Raw genomic sequence first — 23,027 nt, 5'->3', positions numbered from 1 at the left:
CAGGACTCCACAGTGGCCGTGCCCTGTTCTTTGTTTTTGAAGAGCCCGAGAATACTGGAGAAATATGAAGAAAAACTCACTGCTGGAAGGGACACTGGTGGCGTACATCATAATCATCACCACGAAGGTGCTGGGAGCCGTATACGTCATCCCGTTCTACAAGATCATCGGCACGTCCGGAGGAGTGCTGTACTCGTACGCGTATAACGTCTACAACCTTTTCCTCAACCTGTCAACGAGCGGCATACCGACCGCCGTCAGCATCATAGTGGCGGAGTACAGCGCCATGAAGCTGTACAACGACAAGGAAAAGACCATAAAGATCGCATACAGGTTCATCGGGATCGTGTCCACCATAGCGTTCCTCCTGATGTTCGTCTTCGCCGCCGATATAGGGAAGTTCTTCGTTGGCGACATCGAGGGCGGCACGTCCATCGAGAGCATCAAGCTGGTGGTGAGGACCCTTTCCTTCTGCCTGCTGGTGATCCCGTACCTGAGCGTCACCAGGGGATACCTCCAGGGCAACAGGTACGTCGCAAATTCATCCCTGAGCCAGCTGATCGAGCAGGTGGTCAGGGTCGCGGTAGCCCTGGTAGGAGCATACGTCGCGCTGAATATCCTCAACACACCGGTGCCTGTGGGCGTTGCGGTCGCCCTCACGGGTACGGTCCTCGGCGGAGCGGCGGCTCTCCTGTATCTGCAGGTCAAGATCCACCGCAACAGAGAGGAGATCAGCGAGGGGTTCACGTCCATCGACGACGCGACCGATTCCAGCAAGACCATTGTAAAGAAGATAGTGACATATGCCATCCCGGTCATCGTGGTGGCACTGGCTCAGAACATATACGAGATGACGGACCTGAAGCTCCTGGTAAAGGGCCTTTACATCGTCGGCTTCGGCGCGGAGAAGAGCGAGCTCCTCGGCAGCGTTGTCATCACCTGGGCCCCGAAGATCACGGTGCTGCTGACAGCCCTGGCACTAAGCCTGTGCTCCAGCATCGTCCCTTTCGTGGTCAACAGCTACGTCGACAAGGATTTCCAGGGGCTGAACAGGAACTTCAACACCGCCATCAACACCATTCTGCTGGTGGAGATCCCGCTGGCCGCGGTGATAATCGCCTTCAACAAGGACGTCTACTACATCTTCTACGGGGAAAGCCCTTACGGCGGTCTGGTGACGGCGGTCATGGCCATAGTGTGCATCTTCTTCAGCCTTCAGCTGGTGATAAACATGATGCTCCAGGGCATGAAGCGATACAAGATCGTATACGTGAACGAGTTCACGGGAATCATAGTGAACATATGCCTGGACATCCCGATCATCATCCTGCTGGATAAAATCGGTCTGCCTCCGTATATCGGATCCATGTTCGCCACTATTATCGGAGTGTCCACGTCTCTCACCATCGTGATGGTATCTCTCAAGAGGGAGTTCCACTTCGACTACGGCCCTATAGTGCGGGCGCTCGTGGCCAGCATCGCGGGGACGATCGTGATCAGCCTTTTCATGGCGGGATACCAGTACCTGATCCCGGATGCGGACAGGTGGATCACCAAGGTGATCAGGTTCGGCGTGGCAGGCGTCCTGGCATCCATCCTGTATTTCGCCCTTGCATATAAGTCGGGTGCCCTGGGGAGGTTCATGGGGCAGGAAAAACTCGATTCCATCATGAGAAAGCTCCACCTCAAGGGCTAGGCCGTCCGCGGCGATTACACAAAATCAAATACAATATATTTAATGTTGCATTTCTTATCATTAAAACGTATAATTATGCACAATCCCCTGTCGATGGGGGGAGTGCATCTTAGATCATAGAGCAGTTGAACTGGTCTGGAGGTCAGTGAAATGATAAAAGCAGGTATTATCGGAGCGACCGGGTACGCGGGAGCGGAGCTCGTGAGGCTGCTGTCTGCCCATCCGGAGGTCGAGATCGCCTTTCTGGGATCGAGGAGCTTCGACGGGCAGGAATTCAGTTCCATATTCCGGGATCTCGCAGGTGTCGCTGATGAGAAATGCTCCAATATGTCACTCAAGGAAATGGCTCTGGGAGCAGACGTGGTATTCACCGCAACGCCCCAGGGCTTTTCGTCTTCGGAGATGGATGAGGAGATACTGGAAAACGCGAAGGTCATAGACCTGAGCGGAGACTTTCGTCTGAAGGATCCGGCGGTCTTTGAAAAGTGGTATGGCATCCCCCAGGGAGCGCCGCAGTTCCTGGATGAGGCGGTTTACGGGCTATGCGAGATCTGGCGGGATGAGATAAAGGCTCCGGGGGTCAGACTGGTGGCCAACCCGGGGTGTTTCACAACATGCTCGATCCTGACTGCGTGGCCGGCGGCAGCAGAAGGCCTCATAGACACGGACACCCTGGTGATCGACGGAAAATCAGGTGTTTCGGGAGCCGGAAGGGGAGCGAAAGTGCAGAACCTCTTCTGCGAGGTGAACGAGAGCGTGAAGGGCTACGGCCTTGGAAACCACAGGCACACACCTGAGATAGAGGAGCAGCTGAGCTGCGCAGCGGGAAAGCCCGTGACGGTCAGCTTCACCCCGTATCTCGTTCCCATGGAAAGAGGCATACTCATCTCTGAGTACGCGTCCATGAGACCCGGGGCCACAGGAGATGACTTCGCGGCCGCCTATGAAAAATACTACGGAGGAGAGGAATTCGTCAGGCTCCTCCCGGAGGGCGTCTCCCCGGAGACCAGGTGGGTGAAGGGGACCAACACCATAGAGATCGGATTCAAGACGGATCCGAGGACCGGAAGGGTCATACTCCTGGGCGCCATCGACAACCTGGTAAAGGGCGCCGCAGGACAGGCAGTACAGAACATGAATCTGCTCTTCGGGCTTCCGGAGGGCATGGGACTTCACAGATAAAAGAAAATGAGCAGAGAAGGGAGGGTCACAGCGATGGAGATCATAAAAGGAGGAGTGACTGCGGCTCAGGGATTTGAGGCTGCTGCCACATCTATAGGACTCAAGAAGACGGGAAAGGACGACATGGCTCTCATATACAGCGCCGCTCCGTGCAAGGTGGCTGGGACGTTTACCACCAATCTGGCAAAGGCCGCACCGGTAAAGTGGGACCAGGCGATCGTCGAAAATGGAGGTGCCGTCCATGCCGTGGTGGTGAATTCGGGCATAGCCAACGCCTGCACCGGCGCGGAAGGAATGGGATACTGCAGCGATACTGCTCAGGAAGCGGCCAAGGTACTTGGTCTTAAGCAGGAGGAGGTACTGCTGTGCTCCACAGGTATCATCGGAAAGCAGCTCCCGATAAACAAGATCTGCATGGGAGTCCACGCCCTCGCCGACAAAAAGGCGTCCAGCCTGGGAGAGGGCTTCCTGGCTGCAAACGCCATAAGGACCACCGACACACATTCTAAGGAGATCGCCGTTACATTCCAGTGCGGAGAAAAAACCGTGACCATGGGAGGCATGGCAAAGGGCTCCGGAATGATCCACCCGAACATGTGCACCATGCTGGCCTTCATCACGACGGATTGCGCCATCAGCCAGGAGGCTCTGACCAGGGCCATGAAGGAAGACGTGGTAGACACCTATAACATGATCTCGGTGGACGGGGACACATCCACCAACGACACGGCCCTTCTCCTGGCCAACGGCCAGGCCGGAAACCCCGAGATACAGCCGGGCACCCCGGAGTTCGAAGAATTTTCCAAGGCGCTGAACACCATAAACACCTTCCTGGCGAAACAGATCGCCGGAGACGGAGAGGGTGCCACCTGCCTTTTCGAGGTCAAAGCCGAAGGTTGTTCATCAAAAGAACAGGCAAAGACCCTCGCCAAGTCCATCGCCTGCTCGAACCTGGTGAAGACGGCCATGGCCGGCCATGACGCAAACTGGGGCAGGATCATCTGCGCCATGGGGTACTCGGGCGCACAGTTCGATCCTGAAAAGGTGGATCTGAGCTTCAGCAGCGAGAACGGCGACATCGAGATCGCGAAGGACGGAGTGGCGCTTGACTTCGACGAGGAAAAGGCCGCCAGTGTTCTGACGGCGCCCGTGATCACGTGCCTCGTGGACGTGAAGGAGGGAGATCAGGAAGCGACGGCCTGGGGCTGCGACCTGACCCACGATTACATCACCATCAACGGGGACTACAGGAGCTGATATGGACAGTGGTATGAAAAAATACCTGGAGAAGGCCCAGGTCCTCATCGAGGCCCTGCCCTATATCCAGCGATTCAACAGGAAGATAATAGTCGTGAAGTACGGCGGATCGGCCATGATCGACCAGGAGCTGGAAAAGCAGGTGATACAGGACGTGACCCTGCTGAAGCTGGTGGGGTTCAAGCCGATCATCGTCCATGGAGGCGGTAAGGAGATCAGCCGCTGGTCCAGCCGTGTGGGCCTGCAGTCCAATTTTATCAACGGCCTTAGAGTGACAGATGAACCCACACTCGAAGTGGCGGAGATGGCCCTGAGCAAGGTGAACAAGAACCTCGTCCGAATGGTGGAGTCCCTCGGCGTCCGCGCCATCGGGATAAGCGGCAAGGACGGAGGCCTCCTGAGAGTAGACAAGGATCGCCCTGGCGGAAGGGACATCGGCTACGTGGGAGAGATCAAGAGCGTGGACGTGGGGGTCCTGCTGGATCTCCTGGAAAAGGACTTTCTCCCCATAGTTGCGCCTCTCGGCCTTGACGACAACTACCACACGTACAACATCAACGGGGACGAGGCGGCCAGCGCTATCGCAAAGGCGCTCCACGCCGAGAAGCTGGCGTTCCTGTCAGACACCGACGGCGTCTATACGGATCCGGATGATCCGGAGTCCGTGATATCCGAGATCACCATCAGCGAGGGTATGGAGATGCTGGAAGACGGCACGATAACCGGAGGCATGAGGCCAAAGATGCTGAACTGTATAGATGCCGTGAAGGGGGGCGTCGGAAGGGTACACATCATGAACGGCCGGATACCGCACTGCCTGCTCCTGGAGATCTTCACGGACAAGGGCATCGGCACTGCGGTGATCAACGACGATGCCGAAAGGTATTTCCGGGCGGCGGGCCCGGGAAGGGAGAAAAGCCATGGAACAACAGAAGACAGATGACAGATACATGAAGGCGACCCGTGCAAACCTGGTGCACACCTATGATCAGTTCCCTGTGGTGATCGACCACGGGGACGGGGTCTACCTCTACGACGATCACGGGAAAAAATACCTGGACTTCACCGCCGGATATGCGGTCAACTCCCTGGGATATGACGTTCCGGAGCTGAACAGGGCCCTGGAAAAGCAGATCCGCAAGCTCTGGCACGTGTCCAACCTCTACTACAACGAGGTCTGCGGCAAGGCGGCGGGGGCGCTCCTGGAGGTGTCCGGGATGGACAGGATCTTCTTCGCGAACAGCGGGGGAGAGGCGGTGGAAGGAGCTCTGAAGACGGCCAGGAGATACGGCCATTCAAAGGGCAAGTACAAGATCATCGCCATGGAGAACTCCTTCCACGGAAGGAGCATGGGTGCCCTTTCGGTCACGTGGAACCAGCACTACAGAGAGCCTTTTGAGCCTCTCGTACCTGGGATAAGCTTCGCGAAGTTCAACGACCTGGACAGCGTGTATGCTCTCTTCGATGACGAGACCTGCGCCGTGATACTGGAGCCGATACAGGGCGAGGGCGGTATCAACGTGGCCACAAAGGAATTCATGGAGGGCCTTCGCAGGATGTGCGACGAGCACGACGCTCTCCTGATCGCCGACGAGGTACAGTGCGGCATGGGCCGCAGCGGGCGGAATTTCGCCTGGCAGATGCTTGGGGTAAAACCGGACATCATGACAATGGCCAAGGCCATAGGCAGCGGCTTCCCGGTCGGGGCGTTTGCCATGACGGAAAGGGTGGCGGAAAACTCCCTCACTCCAGGGGATCACGGCACCACCTTCGGCGGGAATCCCCTGGCCTGCACTGCCGTCCTTGAGACGGTAAAACTTTTCCGGGAAAAGAACATCCCCGCCCATGTCGCCGAGGTCGGCGCCTATCTCCAGGCGAGGCTGGACGAGCTGGTGAGGACGAGGGTCGAGGTGACGGCAAGAAAGGGCGTTGGGCTTATCCAGGGTATACAGGTGAACGTGCCGGTGGCGGACGTGGTGAACAGGGCTCTGGAAAAGGGGCTTCTGATCATCGGGGCCGGCAGCGATGTCATCAGGTTCGTGCCGCCGCTGGTGATCGGGCGGGAGCACGTGGACGAGATGATGAGCATACTGGAAAGCTCACTGTAAAAACACACTTGTTATGATATGTTATGTTGCGGTGGAAAAACATTTGTTATATACTCACTTCCAGTTTTGATATACGAAAGCGGGTATGTAAATAATGAATAAAGTCAAATCGATATTAAAGAGATTCGCCACCGGATTTCTGATCGGCTTCGCCATCATCGGGGCATTCACGCTCTTCGGCGTCCTGACCGAGGGCCCGACCACCCAGGGGTTCATCAACACCCTGAGAAATGGCACTCTCGGAGGAATAGCCTATGCGCTCCTGGCGCTGGTGATAGATCCTTTTGGCGGGAGGTCTTCGCAGAAAAAGAATGAGGAGGACGTCCAGAGATCCGAGATGAGCTACGTGGACGGAGACCAGTACGACGGCTTCGGAGATCAGGAGACGGTAGACGTCACCGACGTGGACGTGGAGAAGTATAACGAATAGCATAATTAAATTCCGGGAGACGATCATACCCGGATTTTTTTTATGACCGAATGTATTGCAGGTGACCGGGATTTTCGCTCAAAGCATTGATATTTGAATATCTCTGTTGTATAATCCCTTGTATATATTTGGAATACCCTGCGTGGATCATATCTTCATCCGCAGGTGTCAGTAATTTGATGCAGCAGTGTCATGGACGGCAGAGCACGGGAATTTCATAGGTTCTGCCTGTTTGACGCGATATGGGTACGGTGCCCGGGCACTGTACATTCAGGAGGTAACATGGTGTTCTGTAAGAATTGTGGCAACAAGCTGTCTGAAGGCGCTAGGTTCTGCAGCGTATGCGGTGCCAGAGTAGAGCCGGAAACAGAGCCGACAAACAAGAACAACGCAGTCAGGAGAACGGAGACAGCTGCCGGATATGGAAAACCTGGTGATCGTCCTGCAATGACGGATTCTGAGTGGAAGGATGACAGGCGCCAGCGCAGAGCTGGAAGCTCAAGCGGTATGACTTTCGACTGGAGCTCTGTTATAGACGACACTCACCGTAAGGCTACGCCTGATATCAGATCCCCTTGGGAGTCCACGGGTCTGGACGACGACTCCACTCCTGCGGGAAGCTTTGAGAGGAGAAACAGCCAGAAGGAGAGGATCCCTTCCATGTGGGAGAGCCCTGTGGAAGACAGAGTGGCCAGAGATTCCGCGGCTTCATCCGGCGGAAGAGAGCGGACGCTTACATATATAGATATTCTCAAGCAGGAGAAGGGCCTGAAGGACGCGAAGAGCGGTTCCTTCAACTGGGACGACGAGGCTCCTGCTTCTTCGGGTGGAAAGGAAAGTCTCCTGAAGAACTCCGAGATGGAGAAGACTCAGGGTTACGATGACCTTTCCAGCGACATAACCGCAAGGCTTTCAGGCGGAAAAAAGGAAGAGCGTAAGGAGACCTGGAAAGAGTCAGGAAGAGAAAACGCAGGATCTGCTGACAGCGGATACAGCGAGAGGAGGATCCCTGACTTCGAGGAGCAGCTCGAGTACATAAGGGCCAGAAGAAAGGCCAGAACAGAGGCTCCGGAGCCGCCGAGATCTTTCGTAGAGAGCGCCGAGGACGAGGAAAAGGCGATCGAGAGAGCCGGAAAGGCAGCAGAGGAGAAAAAAAGGGCTGCAAGAGCTGCGGTTGCTGCCCCGGCAGTGAAGACAGCTCCTGCGTCCAGCGAGGACGACGAGATAAACAGCGAGCTTGCTGACATCCTTGGAGGAGATACCGAATTCATGGATGAGGATGCAGCTCCGGTTCATGTATCAGCCGCTTCAAGGGCCGTTGATCAGAGCGGGGACAGCGAGTTCGACCTGGACAGAGATATAGAACTCAACGACGAGGGACCGGAGGAAAAGCCTGCGGCATCCGAGGAGACTCAGGAAGAGAGCTATGAGGACTTCGAGACAGACTACCTCGATCTGAAGCCGAGGGCCGGCAGAGCTGCAAGAAACAGCGAGGCTCAGGCAATGAGAGACCTCGAGGATTCCACGGAAGACAAAGAGCTGGAGTCCGAGCTCGAGGCGCTGGCGCCAGACTTTGCTGGAGACGATGACGAAAGTCACGACACGAATATAGACGAGTATCTGACTACGGAGGAGGATCAGGAGTCGGCCGCTGTGAAGGCAGAGGCTAAGGCAGAAGCCCCTGAGAAGACGGCAGCTCAGAAGACCGCCGAGGATCTCGAGGCGGAGATCCAGGCACTCAGCAGGAAGCTGGCGAGCCTCACCGGTGCAGATGTCGATGTACCTGAGGAAGAGGCCGCTCCAGTCGAAAAGCCAGCTCCTCAGAAGGCTGAGGCTCCTGCTCAGGAGGCCGCACCTTCCGTGGCACAGAAAGAACCTGGAGAGGAGCTGACCTTCGGAAGCTATGATGACTATGCCGAGGATATCCAGGATATCCCTGAGGAGAAGATAGAAGAAAAAGCAGTAGAGAAGACGGAGGAGAAGCCTGTCGCAGATGAGACTCCAGTTCAGGAGACCGCACCTGCCGAGGCGGAGGATGATCTCAAGCCTCTCGACTCCGACATGGATATCGACAAGGAACTCGCAGCCCTCGGGTTCGATCTGGACAGCCAGCCGGAAGAGCAGGCTGCTCCGGAGGATACAGGTTCAGAGGATGACCTGGTTTTTACTGAGGAGACCACTGACACCAGCGTGCTCCCTGCCCAGGATGGCGAGCCTTCGGACAGCACCATGAGCATAGACGAGCTGGAGAACGACATCTTCGGCACGGACGAAGATGCTTCTGACCTGGAGGCCACCAGAAAGATCGAAAAATTCTACACTCTCTACAGGAAGAACGAGGAGTTCCAGAAGCTACTGGATGAGGAATACCAGAAGCTGAAGGAAGGAAGCGCTGATTACTCCCTCATGGACGAGCCTGTGGAGGAGACTGATACAGCTGACATGTACGGAACTGGAGCGACCATCGCCATGGAGGTGGCGGAGGTCAACAAGGCTCTCGAGGAGGCGAACGCCCAGCAGGCCGGTCAGCAGGCTCAGGCTGCATCGCCTGCGGCGACCGCTCAGTCGTCAGCGTCGACATCTTCTATGTCTGTACCTGAACAGCCTGCGGCGGCTGCGGCACCTGCAGCGACCGCAGCTCCTCTGAGACCTGAAGAGGACGATGAGGAAGAGGAGATGGGAAAGGGCGGAAGAGTCCTGACCGTCATCGCCATCATCGTGGCTGTCCTTCTGGTGATCCTGCTCGTGGTCATCATGATCCTGAACTTCGCGCCTAACAGCGGAGCGGCTTCAGCACTGAACAACGTGATCGCCAACTTCACCCAGCTCATCGGGGCCGGGCAGAGCAATTAGCCAGATGGCGGGAACATCATACAACATGATCATTTACTGACACTGTTTACAGCGGCAGCGCGTTGACGCTGACGCTGTATTTTGCTTTATATGAAGAAAGAATAATAAAGAGGGGAAAGAATGGATCTTAAAAAAAGTTGGGGCTCCGCTTCGGGTCGGGGACCTGTGATAAAGCGAAGAGATAAGAGGCCATCTGATGGCCGGGGCAGCAGGATCGCCGCCCTGGTGATCATGATCGTCGTGGTGGCGTTCGTGATCATCGCGGCGCTTGTTGGATTCCTCACCGACTTTCTCTGGTTCAGGGAGCTGGGGTACACCAGCGTCTTCTGGAAGCAGCTGAAGACGGAGTTTGAGATCGGCATACCGGTGTTCGTGTTCACGGCGCTTCTTGTGCGCCTGTATCTCAGAAGCCTGAGAAACGGCTACTTCCGGGAAATACAGTCCCACGAGATCCCGGATCTGAAGAGACTTAAGCTCATCTCATGGGGCCTTTCCGGTATTTTCGCCATACTGGTGGCCATATACGCCGCCAGGGACATGTGGATGAACTTCCTCCAGTTCACCCACTCCACGAGTTTCAGCCTGAAGGATCCGATCTTCGGCCTGGACATCGGCTTCTACGTGTTCAAGCTCGAGTTCCTCGGAAAGCTCAACAACCTTGCCATAGGTATCATCATCGGGGTGGTGCTCCTCACGGTGCTGTACTACGGGATACTGATGACCGTGAGGACCCCTGACTTCTTCGAGGGAGACCCGGACCGGTCGGTGGGCGAGGACGACTTCACCAGGGCGCAGAACGAGAATTCCATTCCTTTCGGGAGAAAAAAGAACCCCGGAGAGGAGTTCATAAAGACATTCACATCAAGAGGAGGCAGAGGGGAGCGGCCTGAGATAAACAAGGGAAACTTCAGGCATCTGATGTCTATTGCCTCCGGCAAGCTCACCATACTAGGCGTTATCTTCTACATAATGATCGCTGTTGATTTCTTCCTGAACCAGTTCGACCTGCTGCACGCCCACACCGGGACCGTGTACGGGGCCGGGTTCACAGATGTGAACATAACGCTTCTGATGTACAGGGTGATAATGGCCGCAGCCATAGTGGGCGCCGTGACCTTCGTCATCCACATGCACAGGAAGGAATACAGGAAGCTCCTCCGGGCACCTGCGGCAATAGTGATCATCGGGATCGTCGGGGTGATAGCCGGCCTTCTTGTCCAGTCTCTGGTGGTCAGCCCGGACGAGATAAACAAGGAAAGCAAGTATCTCAAGAACAACATCACATACACACAGCACGCCTACGGACTGGACAACGTGAAGGTGAAGTCTTTTCCGGCAAACGCTTCGCTCGATCAGGCGGCGATAAACGAGAACAGCCAGACCATCGGGAACATCAGGATCAACGACTATGAGCCAGTGCAGGATTTCTATAACCAGACTCAGAGTATCAGGCAGTATTACGAGTTCCACGATGTGGACATAGACAGGTACAGCATTAACGGACAGGAGACACAGACCTATCTGTCTCCGAGGGAGATCAACGAGAGCAAGATAAGCGACACGTGGCTTAACAAGCACCTGAAGTACACCCACGGCTACGGCGCCGTAGTATCACAGGTGGACAAGGTAACGGCCAGCGGCCAGCCTGATGTGCTGGTGAAGAACATACCTCCGGAAAGCTCGGTGCAGGAGCTCAGGATAAACAGGCCTGAGATCTACTTCGGAGAGCTTACGAATGACTACGCTGTGGTGGATACGAACGAGAAGGAATTCGACTACCCGGACGGCAACAACAACAAATACACGACTTACGAAGGAAACGCGGGCATCCGCCTGACTCCGCTCAACCGGATCCTCTTTTCCATGAGAGAGGGAAGCATGCAGCTCCTGGTGTCCTCCAATGTCACCAGCAAGTCACGGATCATCGTGAACAGGAACATCGAGGACAGGGTAAAGAAGATAATGCCTTATCTCAAGTACGAGTCAGACCCGTACATGACCGTTGTGGACGGAAAGCTCTACTGGATAGTCGATGCGTATACCACCAGCTCCTACTATCCGTATTCTGAACCTTATTCGGGAGAGGTGGGGAGCACCAACTACATAAGGAACTCCATCAAGGTGACCATAGATGCCTACAACGGAGACGTGAAGTTCTACGTGATCGACAAAGACGATCCTATCGCCCAGACGTATCAGAAGATATATCCGGAGCTCTTTAAGAGCTACGACAGGATGCCGGAGGGTCTTCGCGAACACGTCAGGTATCCGAACAACATGTTCAAGATACAGGCTTCTGTATACGAAAAATACCACATGAGCCAGGTGAAGGTGTTCTACCAGAAGGAGGACCTGTGGGACATCGCCCACCAGATCTACGGCACGGAAGAAAAGCAGATGGATCCGAGCTACTACATCTTCAAACTTCCAGGGGAGAGCAGCGAGGAGTTCATAAACATGGTCCCGTTCACGCCGAAGTCCAAGCAGAACATGACTGCCCTCATGATGGCGAGGAACGACGGGGACAACTACGGCCAGCTGCTGGTGTACAAGTTCCCTAAGAGCAAGACAGTGTACGGGCCGATGCAGATAGAGGCTCAGATCGACCAGAACACAGAGATATCCAAGGAATTTTCGCTGTGGAACTCCTCAGGGTCAACATACAGGAGAGGCGACCTGTTCGTGATACCGATCAACGATTCGCTGATGTACGTGGAGCCGGTGTATCTGGAGGCCTCCAACCAGGCGATACCAGAGGTGAAGAGGGTGATCGTGGCCTATGGCGACAGGATATCCTACAGCTCTACTCTGGATGAGGCCCTGGAGGATCTCTTCGGAGGCACCTTCAATTCCGGGGGTACTGAAACGGCTTCCGCCTCGGAGAGCGCCAGCGATTCCATGAAGGACCTGATCGGCAAGGCAAACGACGAGTACAACGCCGCGGTGGACGCCCAGAAGGACGGCAATTGGAAGGAGTACGGAGAGTACCTGGACAAGCTGAGTTCCTACCTGGATCAGCTGGAAAGCATGAACAAGTAAATTTCTGAACGAGCCTGCACAGACTGCGCGCATGCTGCGCGGAAAACTCGAATGAAAATGGTACGTTTTGTGTAATAGTTCGGAAAACTAGAAATATGATATGGATTTTTTGAAGATTTTCTCAAAAAATCCATATTTATATGTGGTAAATAAACCAGACTGTTGTAATATTAGAGAGTATTTTTCAGGAACATTATTGGGTATTGGAATAAACGAAAGGTGGCGCTTATGAGAATTGACTTAAACAAAATGCTGTTCACTATCGGCCCGGAAGAACACGACCCTGATACCATCAAGGCCATACTGCAGCAGCACCAGGAGGTGCGCTTCGTCTCTCTGACGGGAGTCGACCTGGCGAACCACTCCACAGATGAGAAGATCCCGGTGAATACTTTTCTCGAAGACCTGGAAAAGGTCCTCAAGGAAGGCGTTCAGACTGACGGCTCCAGCGTAGCGCTGCCGATTATCGCGGCTCTTTCCGACGCAAGGGTGGACATCCTTCCTGACATGTCCGTGAACTGGTACGTGGAGTACAACTACGGAAACATAGACTACGAGACATCCCTGCCGGTAGGCACCCTCAGGATCCCTTCGTTCCTGAGGCACAACAACGAGAAGTTCGTCGGCTCGAGGGAGTTCAACAACAAGTGCACACAGTCATTCAAGGAAGGAGTTATGGAGACGCTGAAGGCGCATCCTGAGGTGTTCAAGTACATCGATGGAGTGGACTCCCCTGATGAGATCGAGTCACTCGACCTCACCAGCGCAACGGAGCTGGAGTTCTGGGTGAAGACCCCTGACGACAAGGCCGACAGGGCACAGCTCTTCACATCTCAGGAGCTGAAGGAGCAGTACTGGAAGAGGACGGTAGGTCCTGTGGGGACTGCCCTCGAGGACACCCTCATCATCCTGGACAAGTACGGCTTCGGAGTAGAGATGGGCCACAAGGAGGTCGGCGGCATCAGGGCTAAGATGGGCAACTCCGGAAACTACGACCACATCATGGAGCAGCTGGAGATAGACTGGAAGTACGCATCACCTATCCAGGCCTGCGACAACGAGGCGCAGGTGAAGCACATCGTAAGGGACGTTTTCAGAGCGAACAACCTGGAGGTCACCTTCCTGGCGAAGCCTATGGACGGAGTTGCCGGAAACGGCGAGCACACTCACCTGGGCATGACCGCAAAACTGAAGGACGGAAGAAGAGTAAATCTGTTTGTCCCAAGGGACAAGGAGAACGAGTACATGAGCCCTGTGGGCTTCGGTGCCCTTATGGGACTGCTGAGGAACTACGAGATCCTCAATCCTTTTGTGAGCGCAACCCACGACGCCTTCGCCAGGCTCAAGCCTGGATACGAGGCACCTGTATGCGTGGTGACTTCCCTGGGAAGGAGCGCAAAGGAACCTTCCAGGAACAGGACGGTCCTGGCCGGACTGGTGAGAGACATGAACAACCCTCTTGCCACGAGATTCGAGATGAGGTCGCCTAACCCTCACAGCAATACATATCTTCTCACGGGAGCTGCATACATGCTCATGCTGGACGGCATAAAGGCCGCACTTGATGCAGGAAAGACTCCGAAGGAGCTCGAGGCGTCCATTTCAAAGAAGGCCGGCGAGGAAGACTTCTACCTGGAAAAGGACAGGCAGTACAGGAGCGAGGAGAACGTGTTCGACTTCTATTCTGCAGAAGAGAGGGAGCGTCTCTTCGGAAAGGCTCCTGCCACCGTTTGGGAGAACTTCAAGGCACTGGACGAGCATCCTGAGATGCTGGAGAAGATCACCCAGGGAGATCCTGTCATGGAGCTGATCGTGAAGTCCTTCAGAGAGCAGCTCACCACGAAGTGGTACACGGAGCTCCACGACCGTCTGATCCCTAACACCATGGACTTCGTCCGCAGCTGCTCCAGGAAGCACAACGAGACTGAGGCCACAGACTACGATATCATGAACTGGAGAAGGGTGGACAACCTGAGGAGATCCCTGGGCAAGGATCACCTGGAGAGCATGTCTCTCCTCACCAGGACCAAGATCGCCATCGACGAGGAGAACTTCGACCTGGTATCCGAGCTGGAGATAGAGATCCAGAGGAAGACAGAGGAGCTGAGAGACCTCTACACCACATACACAAAGAACCTCTTCTGACAGCATCCGCTGAACGGTAGAGTCAGGGTAGCGGGAAGATATCGAGAAGGAACTGAATAACAAGGTTTTTCCAGGCAGCCTCCCATTGCGGGAGGCTGTTGGTGTATAATGGAACGAACAGGAGCGCAGGAACGACGACATCGTTCTGTATATGGGTCGCTGAATACGGAAAATTAGTACTGGAGGCATCAGAATGCTTGATATTAAAAGAGTAAGAGACGATTTCGACAACGTTAAAGCTGCCGTTGAGAGCCGGTGCAAGGGGGACTTCGGCATTGACAAGGTCCTGGAGTACGACACGAAGAGAAGAGAACTCCTGGCCCAGGTCGAGCAGATGAAGAATCAGCAGAACACCGCATCCCGCAAGGTCCCTGCGATGAAGAAGGCGGGAGAGGACACGACGGAGCTCTTCGCTGAGATGAAGGAGCTGAGCAGGAAGATCAAGGAGCTGGACGCCCAGGTATCCGAGGTCGAGGAGGCCCAGAGGAACGCCCTTCTCAACGTGCCTAACACGCCTTTCAAGGACGTCCAGGTCGGAGAAGATGACTCGGACAACGTGGAGCTGAGAAAGTGGGGAGAGCCTCGCAAGTTCGACTTCGAGGAGAAGGCCCACTGGGATCTGGGAGAGTCTCTGGATATCCTGGACTTTGAAAGAGGGGGAAAGCTCTCCGGCGCCAGGTTCACGGTCTACAAGGGCAAGGGCGCAAGGCTCGAGAGGGCCGTCATCAACTTCATGCTGGATCTCCACACGGAGGAGCAGGGATACAAGGAGATCCTGCCGCCTTTCATGGTCGGCAGGCAGGCCATGATCGGCACAGGCCAGCTCCCTAAGTTCGAGGACGACATGTACTATCTCCAGGACGTGGATATGTTCATGATCCCTACGGCTGAGGTCCCGGTGACCAATCTGAGAGACGACGAGATCCTCGACTTCGAGGAGCTCCCTGTATATTACACGGCCTACACGCCTTGCTTCAGAAAGGAAGCAGGATCCGCCGGCAGAGACACGAGAGGCCTGATCCGCCAGCACCAGTTCAACAAGGTGGAGATGGTGAAGCTCTCTGCACCGGAGAACTCATACGACGAGCTGGAGAAGCTCACTAACGATGCAGAGGCCGTTCTTCAGAGACTGAACATCCCTTACAGAGTCGTAAGGCTGAGCACCGGAGACCTTGGCTTCTCCGCGGCCATGACCTACGACATAGAGGTCTGGATGCCGAGCTACGGCAGGTACGTTGAGATCTCCAGCTGCAGCAACTTCGAGGACTACCAGGCAAGGAGAGCCAACATCCGCTTCAGGAGAGAGAAGGGAATGAAGCCTGAGTTCGTTCACACCCTGAACGGTTCCGGGCTGGCGGTAGGCAGAACGGTAGCCGCGATCCTTGAGAATTACCAGAAGGAAGATGGATCGGTGGAGATCCCGGAGGCCCTGAGAAAATACACAGGATTCGACGTCATCAGGTAACAGCATCACAGATAAGTCAGGGGGCCGCGGCGCACAGCTGCGGCCTCGTTTGATGGTCAGGAAAAAATTCGTCTGGAAAAGAGAGGTTTTCACATGAAGGACAGAGAGACTCTCACCGGGTTCCTTGGGGATCACGGTGCGAAAAGGCCCATATCCTTCCACATGCCGGGGCACAAGGGCCGCCCGGAGGTGTTCCGGTACTACGGTCAGGATTTCGTGGACAGGCTGGTACAGGGAGACATCACGGAGATCCCGGGTGCCGACGCCCTCCAGCAGCCGGATGGGATCATAAAGGATCTGATGGACGCCTATGCCAGGCACTACCATGCAAGGCATACGGAGCTCCTGGTCAACGGCAGCAGCGCAGGCATCATGGCGGCTGTCATGACTTCCGTGCCGAGAGGGGGGAGCCTGATAATGGGAAGAGCTTCTCACAAGTCTGCCTACAGCGCCCTGCGCCTCGGGGGCATAAGGCCCGTGTACGTGGAGTCCCTGTTTGATGAGGAGTACTTCCTGCAGGGAGACATTGCTCCGGAGGCCATAAAAAAAGCCGCAGATGAACATCCAGAAGCGTCGGCTGTATTCATCACGAGCCCGAATTACTACGGTGTCCTGTCTGACATCGGAAAAATAGCAGAGATCGCCCACGATGCGGGCATGATCCTGATAGTCGATCAGGCTCACGGCGCCCACCTGGTGGACGTGGACATGAGACAGAGAGAGATGGAAAGGAAAGATCCCGGCGGATACAGAGAGGCTCCGGCGGAATTCCGAAGCGCCGAACTTCTCGGAGCCGACATCACAATAAACAGCATACACAAATCACTGTTTGGCTTCACGGGCACGGGGGTGCTGAACGTCTGTACGGACAGGCCTGATGTGGACCGCATCTCGAGGATGCTCGGTATGCTCCAGACCACCAGTCCGTCATACATACTCATGGAGAGTCTGGATGCCAGTCTCCAGATCATGGAAAAGCATGGCCCGTATATCATCGACAGGTGGCGGGACGACCTTGACACCTTTTACGAGGAGGCTGAAGAGATCGCCGGTCTCACCGTTGTGACGAAGGACAGGCGTACATACGACAGAACTAAGATCAATCTCTCCTTTGCCGATAAGGGGGTCCGTGGCAGCCAGCTCTGGGAGGACCTCATCTACAGGAACATCTGGCCCGAGATGGTGCACGGAGATTACGTACTGCTTCTCACGGGGGCAGGGAACAGGAGCGAGGACTATATACAGCTGCTGAAAGCGCTGAGGGAGATCTCGGACGACTACGGCATAGTCGCAGACCCCGGGGAGAGGGAAAAACCTTTTTCCGGAAAAATGGAGCAGCGCGAAGTACCCGCCGAGGCGGAGCTGATCCCTATCTACCAGGCCGAGGGCAGGGTCCTCTACGATCCGATTATTCCGTATCCACCGGGAGTCCCACTGGCATGTCCGGGAGAAGTGCTCAGTTACGAGGCGATCTCGTACATAGGCGGGCTTCTTGGAAAAGGTGACCAGCTCATGGGCGTAGATGAGGAAGGCCTTATTAAAGTAGGAAAGGACGTGTGACGATATTTCAATGGTCGTCATTTTGTGCAAGGCTGAAATGTGACGATAAGATAAATATCCAATGATTTTTGTGATTACATGATGTATAATTCATAAGTCTATGATGTAAGTTTTTTATAAGACATATTTAAAGGATTTCTATAAAGAAAGGAAGGTTTCTAAAGGATGAGCCAAGGTAAACACTTACCAAGCATTCTTGTACCGCATCATAAGAATACCGCCGGCCGCGAGACCGAGGTAATGCCAATTCCTGATGTGGTAAGGATCAGCATGTCTCAGAGCATCGGTGCTCCTTGCAAGCCTTTAGTGCAGAAGGGTGACTACGTCAAGGTCGGCCAGAAGATCGGCGACTCTGATGCGTTCATCAGCGCACCTGTTCATTCCAGCGTTTCGGGAACAGTAAAGGACATAGTTCCGTTCCGTGGATCCATGGGAGGTACAGAGACTCACATCGTCATCGAGACGGATAAGGAGCAGGCTGTAAGCGAAGAGGTCAAGATCCCTGAGATCAATAGCTTTGACGATTTCATCAAGGCGGTCAGAGCCAGCGGAATGGTTGGACTGGGAGGAGCTTCCTTCCCTACATACGTAAAGCTGAGCCCTAAGAACCTGGATGAATGTGACACTCTCATCGTAAACGGTGCAGAGTGTGAGCCGTTCATCACTGCTGATAACAGGATGATGGTAGAGCAGGGACAGGATGTTCTTGATGGCGTGAAGATCATCATGGAGCATCTGGATCTGAAGAAGGGCTACATTGGCATTGAGGAGAACAAGCCTGATGCTATCGCCAATCTCAACAGACTGATAGAGCAGGAGGGCCTGACAAACGTAGAGACCTTCAAACTGCAGTCCAGATACCCGAAGGGCGCAGAGAGAGTCCTGGTTTACGAAGTCACCGGAAAGGTGATGGATGCCGGAGTTCTTCCTGCACAGCTGGGTATCATACTGGACAACGTCACCACAGTCGCAGAGCTGGGAAGATATTTCAGGACCGGCATGCCTCTGGTGAGAAAGAGAGTCACAGTCGACGGAGATGCCGTCAACGACCCTAAGAACGTATTCGCTCCGATCGGCGCTCAGATAGCCGACATCGTCGACTTCTGCGGCGGATACAAGGCGGAGCCTAAGAAGATCGTCATGGGCGGACCTATGATGGGCCGTGCCACCAACTCCGACGAGTCTCCTATCATGAAGAACACAGGATCACTTCTGATCTTCGGACAGGAAGCTGCCCAGGTCAAGGAGGAGACAGCTTGCATCAACTGCCAGCGCTGCCACAGTGCCTGTCCGTTCGGCCTGATGCCACAGATCTTCGCTGAGGCATATGAGAGGAGAGATGTCGACAGACTGAACAAGTTCAGGGTAATGCAGTGCATGGGATGCGGAAGCTGCTCTTTCATCTGCCCTGCAAGAAGACCTCTGGCCATGACGAACACACTGGCTAAGGGACTCGTAAAGGAGGCTATGAAGAAGTAATGGAAAAGACTAGGAATTTTCACGATAAACTCATAGTATCCTCAGCGCCGCACATCGTCACTGATTCGGATACTACGAAAGTTATGGGCACAGTCCTTCTGGCACTTCTTCCTGCGTTTGTAGCGGGAGTTTACGTGTTCGGAGGCAGAGTCGTACTCCTGGCCATTGCGTGTGTGATCTCCGCAGTCGGCTTCGAGTGGCTGTACAACCTGATAACTCACAAAGAACAGACCATCGGCGACCTGAGTGCTGCTGTTACAGGACTCCTGATCGCATTCAACGTACCGGCTTCTCTTCCTATCTGGATGGGAGTGCTGGGAAGCTTTGTCGCTATTGTTGTAGTAAAGCAGCTCTACGGAGGGATCGGAAAGAACTTCGTAAACCCGGCGATCACCGCCAGGATCTTCCTTTTCATCTCCTTCTCAGCGCAGATGACCACATGGCCTCTGCCTCGCACGGCTGCATCCGCAGACGCGGTGACGGGGCCTACGCCTCTGAACCTGCTGGCAGGCGGAGAGACATCCAAGCTGCCTAGCAACATGGAGATGTTCCTTGGATTCATCGGCGGATCCGTAGGTGAGGTGAGCGCACTTGCTCTGCTCATCGGAGGCATCTTCCTGATCTGGAGAAAGGTGATCTCCCCGATCATCCCTGCTGCTTTCCTGGGAACGGTGTTCGTCATCGCCTTCCTGAACTATGGATTCAGCCTCCACATGGCCATCTTCCACCTCTGTGCAGGCGGCGCTATGCTGGGTGCCTTCTTCATGGCTACAGACTACGTTACTACTCCTAAGCTCCCGATGGGCAAGCTGATATTCGGTATCGGATGCGGTGTCATCACCATGGCCATCCGTATCTGGGGATCATATCCGGAAGGTGTTTCCTTCTCCATACTCCTTATGAATATCTGCACACCGCTCATCAACAGGCTTACCTATAAGTACTACTGCGGAGGTGGCAAGGATGAAAAATAAGGACAGCAATTTCCACAATTTCGGAGCCCCGATCCTGGTTCTGGTAGTCATTTGTTTCGTAGTAACATTTGCCCTGGCCATGACCTATGGTGTTACAAAGCCTATCATCGACAAGAACAATCTGGCTGCGGCGAACGAGGCCAGGTCCGAGATCATGCCTGAGGCGAAGGGCGACTTCAAGGAAGTAAAGACAAGTCATCTTGTGCTGGAAAAGAACAAGGTGTTCGTTGACGACGTTTTCGAGGCTACGAACGGAGCGGGATGCGTCATCACAGTAGAGTCCAATTCCTATGGCGGACTCCTCACTGCAATGATCGGTATCGACAAGGATGGTGCGATCACTAAGGTAAAGGTGACATCGGCTGATGATACTCCTGGTGTTGGTACCAGAGCGCAGGCTGTAGAGCACCTGAAGCAGTACAATGGACTGACAAAGCTTGGCAACGAGCAGATCAAGAACGATCCTACAGTAAAGTATGTATCAGGAGCTTCCATTTCATCTGAGGCCATCCACAAGGCTGTATACTGCGCACTTCAGCAGTACAAGAAGATGGGAGGTGTGAAATAATGGCTAAGAAAAGCAAACTTCAGATCCTCACAAACGGCTTGATCAAAGAGAACCCGGTGCTGGTACTCCTGCTGGGAACATGTCCTACGCTGGCCACATCCACTTCTCTGATCAACGGTATCGGAATGGGACTGTCCACGACGGCAGTTCTGATCTGTTCAAACATAGTAATTTCTCTGCTGAGAAAGGTCATCCCTGATAAGGTCAGGATCCCTTGCTATATAGTAGTCATCGCCGGATTCGTAACTGTAGTCCAGCTGCTGCTCGAGGGTTATGCGCCTTCTCTGTATAAATCGCTCGGACTGTTCATCCCGCTGATCGTAGTAAACTGCATCATCCTGGGAAGAGCGGAGGCATTTGCCAACAAGAACACCGTTATCGATTCCGCACTCGACGGTATCGGAATGGGTCTCGGATTCACACTGACACTTTCCGTAATGGGATCTATCAGAGAGCTTCTTGGAATGGGAACACTTGCAGGAGTTCAGGTACTCGGTTCCTGGTTTACTCCTATCGGATTCTTCCTCCTGGCTCCTGGCGGATTCTTCGTGTTCGGCATCCTCATCGTGTTGGTCAACCTCATCACGAAGGGGAAGGCACTCAAGGGAAAGAGCTTCGGCTGCGCAGCATGCCCGATGTACAATTCCTGCACAGGAGAGGAGCCTAGGATCATCGACCCGGCAGACACCGGACTTGAGCAGAAAGGAGCAGAGGCATAATGGTACAGTTAATACTCATTTTCATGTCCATGGTGCTGGTGAACAACTTCGTGCTGTCTCAGTTCCTGGGAATTTGCTCCTTCCTTGGAGTATCAAACAAGATGGATTCCGCCACTGGTATGGGCGGAGCAGTAATATTCGTAATGGTGCTGGCCGAGCTGGTAACATGGCCTATTCAGCAGCTGCTGAATAAGTTCGATATCGGATATCTTCAGACTGTAGTATTCATTCTGGTTATTGCCGCGCTGGTTCAGTTCGTAGAGATGTTCATGAAGAAGTACATGCCTTCTCTCCAGAAGGCTCTGGGTATCTTCCTGCCTCTGATCACCACGAACTGTGCGGTACTCGGTGTTGCTATCCTGAGTATCAACAATAACTACACATACATTCAGTCCATCGTTAATGCTTTTGGTGCAGGCGTTGGCTACTTTGTAGCTATGGTCCTGTTCGCCGGTGTCCGTGAGGAAAAGCTCTGGGATGAGAGCGGTGTTCCTGCAGCCTTCAAGGGTATGCCTATGATCCTGATCAGTGCCACCATCCTGTCCCTGTCCTTCATGGGATTCACCGGACTGTTCCAGTAAGGAGGCGCATTAATGGCTACACCAGTAATATTGGTAATGGTAATAGGACTCATCTGTGCAGTCCTTCTGTGCATCGCTTCCAAGGTGTTCTTCGTACCTGTAGACGAGAGACAGACGGCCGTAAGGGAAGTGCTTCCGGGCGCTAACTGCGGCGGATGCGGATTCGCCGGATGTGATGACTATGCGGGAGCTCTGGTCGCTGATTCCGAGCTCTCCTGCTCGAAGTGTTCACCGGGAGGAGCTGCGGTAGCAGAGCAGATCGCCCAGATCCTGGGAAGAAATGCAGAGGCCGCTGAGAAAGAAGTAGCACAGGTGATGTGCACCGGCGACCACAGTGTTACGAGAGACTTCCTCGAGTATCAGGGGATGCAGTCCTGCAAGAGCGCAAAGGGCTTCTTCAGCGGAATGAACGCTTGCTCTCACGGCTGCCTCGGCCTGGGAGACTGTGTGAACGTGTGTGACTTCGATTCCATCAAGGTGTTCAACGGAGTTGCTCTGGTGAACAGAAACACATGCGTTGCCTGCGGAAAGTGCGTCAAGGAATGCCCTCAGAAGATCATCAAGATGGTCCCTTACAAGAGCATGGTCCACGTAATGTGCAGCTCCACCGACAAGGGGGCAGTTACGAGAAAGGCATGCGACAACGGATGTATCGGATGCAGAAAGTGCGAGAAGGCATGTAAGTTCGATGCCATCCACGTTGAGGACAACCTGGCCAGCATCGATTACAGCAAGTGCAAGAACTGCCTTGCCTGCGCAAGAGAGTGCCCTACAGGTGCCATCAACAGCTACAGACCTATCAAGCCACTGCCTAAGAAGATGTCCCCTGAGGAGATCGAGGCAGCAAAGAAGAAGGCTGCAGCAGCAAAGGCTGCCAAGGCCGCTGAGGCTCAGCAGCCTCAGGCATAACAGCCGGGTATATACAGACCGTCTCCCGCGGGAGGCGGTTTTTTGTTGCGCGGGCCGGGGCT

At 54.4% G+C, this 23,027-nt stretch carries 17 protein-coding genes; all 17 read left to right on the top strand.

Annotated elements, in window-relative coordinates:
• Positions 1–64 precede the first annotated feature (64 nt).
• Positions 65–1,696 (top strand): polysaccharide biosynthesis protein, encoded by a 1,632-nt coding sequence (locus BQ7382_RS06665; protein ID WP_077391347.1) that lies wholly within the window; start codon positions 65–67, stop codon positions 1,694–1,696.
• A gap of 150 nt (positions 1,697–1,846) precedes the next feature.
• Positions 1,847–2,878, top strand: a complete 1,032-nt coding sequence (argC, locus tag BQ7382_RS06660; protein WP_077391346.1) for an N-acetyl-gamma-glutamyl-phosphate reductase — start codon at positions 1,847–1,849, stop codon at positions 2,876–2,878.
• A 6-nt stretch (positions 2,879–2,884) separates the two neighbouring features.
• Positions 2,885–4,135, top strand: coding sequence for a bifunctional glutamate N-acetyltransferase/amino-acid acetyltransferase ArgJ (argJ, locus tag BQ7382_RS06655; RefSeq protein ID WP_331465916.1), 1,251 nt, complete (start codon positions 2,885–2,887; stop codon positions 4,133–4,135).
• 1 nt (position 4,136) lies between these two features.
• A complete protein-coding gene (gene argB / locus BQ7382_RS06650) occupies positions 4,137–5,078 on the top strand; it encodes an acetylglutamate kinase (RefSeq protein WP_077391345.1) in 942 nt (313 codons plus the stop codon).
• The gene (locus tag BQ7382_RS06645) at positions 5,056–6,243 is read left to right on the top strand and encodes an aspartate aminotransferase family protein (protein ID WP_077391344.1); all 1,188 of its coding nucleotides are present in this window, start codon (positions 5,056–5,058) and stop codon (positions 6,241–6,243) included. The genes argB and BQ7382_RS06645 overlap by 23 nt, the downstream gene beginning before the upstream one ends.
• Positions 6,244–6,337: 94 nt before the next feature.
• Positions 6,338–6,673 carry a hypothetical protein gene (locus tag BQ7382_RS06640; protein WP_077391343.1) on the top strand — a complete coding sequence of 112 codons (336 nt, stop codon included), beginning with the start codon at positions 6,338–6,340 and terminating at the stop codon, positions 6,671–6,673.
• Between the two features lie 282 nt (positions 6,674–6,955).
• Positions 6,956–9,526 (top strand): zinc ribbon domain-containing protein, encoded by a 2,571-nt coding sequence (locus BQ7382_RS06635; protein ID WP_159437251.1) that lies wholly within the window; start codon positions 6,956–6,958, stop codon positions 9,524–9,526.
• 120 nt (positions 9,527–9,646) lie between these two features.
• Positions 9,647–12,565 carry a UPF0182 family membrane protein gene (locus tag BQ7382_RS06630; protein ID WP_077391341.1) on the top strand — a complete coding sequence of 973 codons (2,919 nt, stop codon included), beginning with the start codon at positions 9,647–9,649 and terminating at the stop codon, positions 12,563–12,565.
• Between the two features lie 228 nt (positions 12,566–12,793).
• Positions 12,794–14,710: a glutamine synthetase gene (locus BQ7382_RS06625; protein WP_144082102.1), complete on the top strand. Its 1,917-nt coding sequence runs from the start codon at positions 12,794–12,796 to the stop codon at positions 14,708–14,710.
• A gap of 193 nt (positions 14,711–14,903) precedes the next feature.
• Positions 14,904–16,175 carry a serine--tRNA ligase gene (gene serS / locus BQ7382_RS06620; protein WP_077391339.1) on the top strand — a complete coding sequence of 424 codons (1,272 nt, stop codon included), beginning with the start codon at positions 14,904–14,906 and terminating at the stop codon, positions 16,173–16,175.
• Between the two features lie 93 nt (positions 16,176–16,268).
• Positions 16,269–17,735 carry an aminotransferase class I/II-fold pyridoxal phosphate-dependent enzyme gene (locus tag BQ7382_RS06615; RefSeq protein ID WP_077391338.1) on the top strand — a complete coding sequence of 489 codons (1,467 nt, stop codon included), beginning with the start codon at positions 16,269–16,271 and terminating at the stop codon, positions 17,733–17,735.
• A 165-nt stretch (positions 17,736–17,900) separates the two neighbouring features.
• Positions 17,901–19,214, top strand: coding sequence for an electron transport complex subunit RsxC (gene rsxC / locus BQ7382_RS06610; protein WP_077391337.1), 1,314 nt, complete (start codon positions 17,901–17,903; stop codon positions 19,212–19,214).
• Complete coding sequence (locus tag BQ7382_RS06605; protein WP_077391336.1) at positions 19,214–20,188, top strand: RnfABCDGE type electron transport complex subunit D; 975 nt, start codon at positions 19,214–19,216, stop codon at positions 20,186–20,188. The genes rsxC and BQ7382_RS06605 overlap by 1 nt, the downstream gene beginning before the upstream one ends.
• Positions 20,178–20,756, top strand: a complete 579-nt coding sequence (locus BQ7382_RS06600) for an FMN-binding protein (protein WP_077391335.1) — start codon at positions 20,178–20,180, stop codon at positions 20,754–20,756. Before BQ7382_RS06605 ends, BQ7382_RS06600 begins: the two co-directional genes overlap by 11 nt.
• A complete protein-coding gene (gene rsxE / locus BQ7382_RS06595; protein ID WP_077391334.1) occupies positions 20,756–21,475 on the top strand; it encodes an electron transport complex subunit RsxE in 720 nt (239 codons plus the stop codon). Before BQ7382_RS06600 ends, rsxE begins: the two co-directional genes overlap by 1 nt.
• Positions 21,475–22,056, top strand: a complete 582-nt coding sequence (locus BQ7382_RS06590) for an electron transport complex protein RnfA (protein WP_077391333.1) — start codon at positions 21,475–21,477, stop codon at positions 22,054–22,056. Before rsxE ends, BQ7382_RS06590 begins: the two co-directional genes overlap by 1 nt.
• A 12-nt stretch (positions 22,057–22,068) precedes the next feature.
• Positions 22,069–22,965: an RnfABCDGE type electron transport complex subunit B gene (locus BQ7382_RS06585; protein WP_077391332.1), complete on the top strand. Its 897-nt coding sequence runs from the start codon at positions 22,069–22,071 to the stop codon at positions 22,963–22,965.
• Positions 22,966–23,027 lie beyond the last annotated feature (62 nt).

Source organism: Mobilibacterium timonense (assembly GCF_900155555.1).
GTDB lineage: Bacteria > Bacillota > Clostridia > Peptostreptococcales > Anaerovoracaceae > Allobaileyella > Allobaileyella timonense.
This window is presented reverse-complemented; position numbering and strand designations above follow the sequence as displayed.

Excerpts from the sequence above, each read along its gene's own strand:
- BQ7382_RS06665 (WP_077391347.1), top strand. The coding sequence starts at position 65 with ATGAAGAAAAACTCACTGCTGGAAGGGACACTGGTGGCGTACATCATA.
- argC (WP_077391346.1), top strand. The coding sequence starts at position 1,847 with ATGATAAAAGCAGGTATTATCGGAGCGACCGGGTACGCGGGAGCGGAG.
- argJ (WP_331465916.1), top strand. The coding sequence starts at position 2,885 with ATGAGCAGAGAAGGGAGGGTCACAGCGATGGAGATCATAAAAGGAGGA.
- argB (WP_077391345.1), top strand. The coding sequence starts at position 4,137 with ATGGACAGTGGTATGAAAAAATACCTGGAGAAGGCCCAGGTCCTCATC.
- BQ7382_RS06645 (WP_077391344.1), top strand. The coding sequence starts at position 5,056 with ATGGAACAACAGAAGACAGATGACAGATACATGAAGGCGACCCGTGCA.
- BQ7382_RS06640 (WP_077391343.1), top strand. The coding sequence starts at position 6,338 with ATGAATAAAGTCAAATCGATATTAAAGAGATTCGCCACCGGATTTCTG.
- BQ7382_RS06635 (WP_159437251.1), top strand. The coding sequence starts at position 6,956 with ATGGTGTTCTGTAAGAATTGTGGCAACAAGCTGTCTGAAGGCGCTAGG.
- BQ7382_RS06630 (WP_077391341.1), top strand. The coding sequence starts at position 9,647 with ATGGATCTTAAAAAAAGTTGGGGCTCCGCTTCGGGTCGGGGACCTGTG.
- BQ7382_RS06625 (WP_144082102.1), top strand. The coding sequence starts at position 12,794 with ATGAGAATTGACTTAAACAAAATGCTGTTCACTATCGGCCCGGAAGAA.
- serS (WP_077391339.1), top strand. The coding sequence starts at position 14,904 with ATGCTTGATATTAAAAGAGTAAGAGACGATTTCGACAACGTTAAAGCT.
- BQ7382_RS06615 (WP_077391338.1), top strand. The coding sequence starts at position 16,269 with ATGAAGGACAGAGAGACTCTCACCGGGTTCCTTGGGGATCACGGTGCG.
- rsxC (WP_077391337.1), top strand. The coding sequence starts at position 17,901 with ATGAGCCAAGGTAAACACTTACCAAGCATTCTTGTACCGCATCATAAG.
- BQ7382_RS06605 (WP_077391336.1), top strand. The coding sequence starts at position 19,214 with ATGGAAAAGACTAGGAATTTTCACGATAAACTCATAGTATCCTCAGCG.
- BQ7382_RS06600 (WP_077391335.1), top strand. The coding sequence starts at position 20,178 with ATGAAAAATAAGGACAGCAATTTCCACAATTTCGGAGCCCCGATCCTG.
- rsxE (WP_077391334.1), top strand. The coding sequence starts at position 20,756 with ATGGCTAAGAAAAGCAAACTTCAGATCCTCACAAACGGCTTGATCAAA.
- BQ7382_RS06590 (WP_077391333.1), top strand. The coding sequence starts at position 21,475 with ATGGTACAGTTAATACTCATTTTCATGTCCATGGTGCTGGTGAACAAC.
- BQ7382_RS06585 (WP_077391332.1), top strand. The coding sequence starts at position 22,069 with ATGGCTACACCAGTAATATTGGTAATGGTAATAGGACTCATCTGTGCA.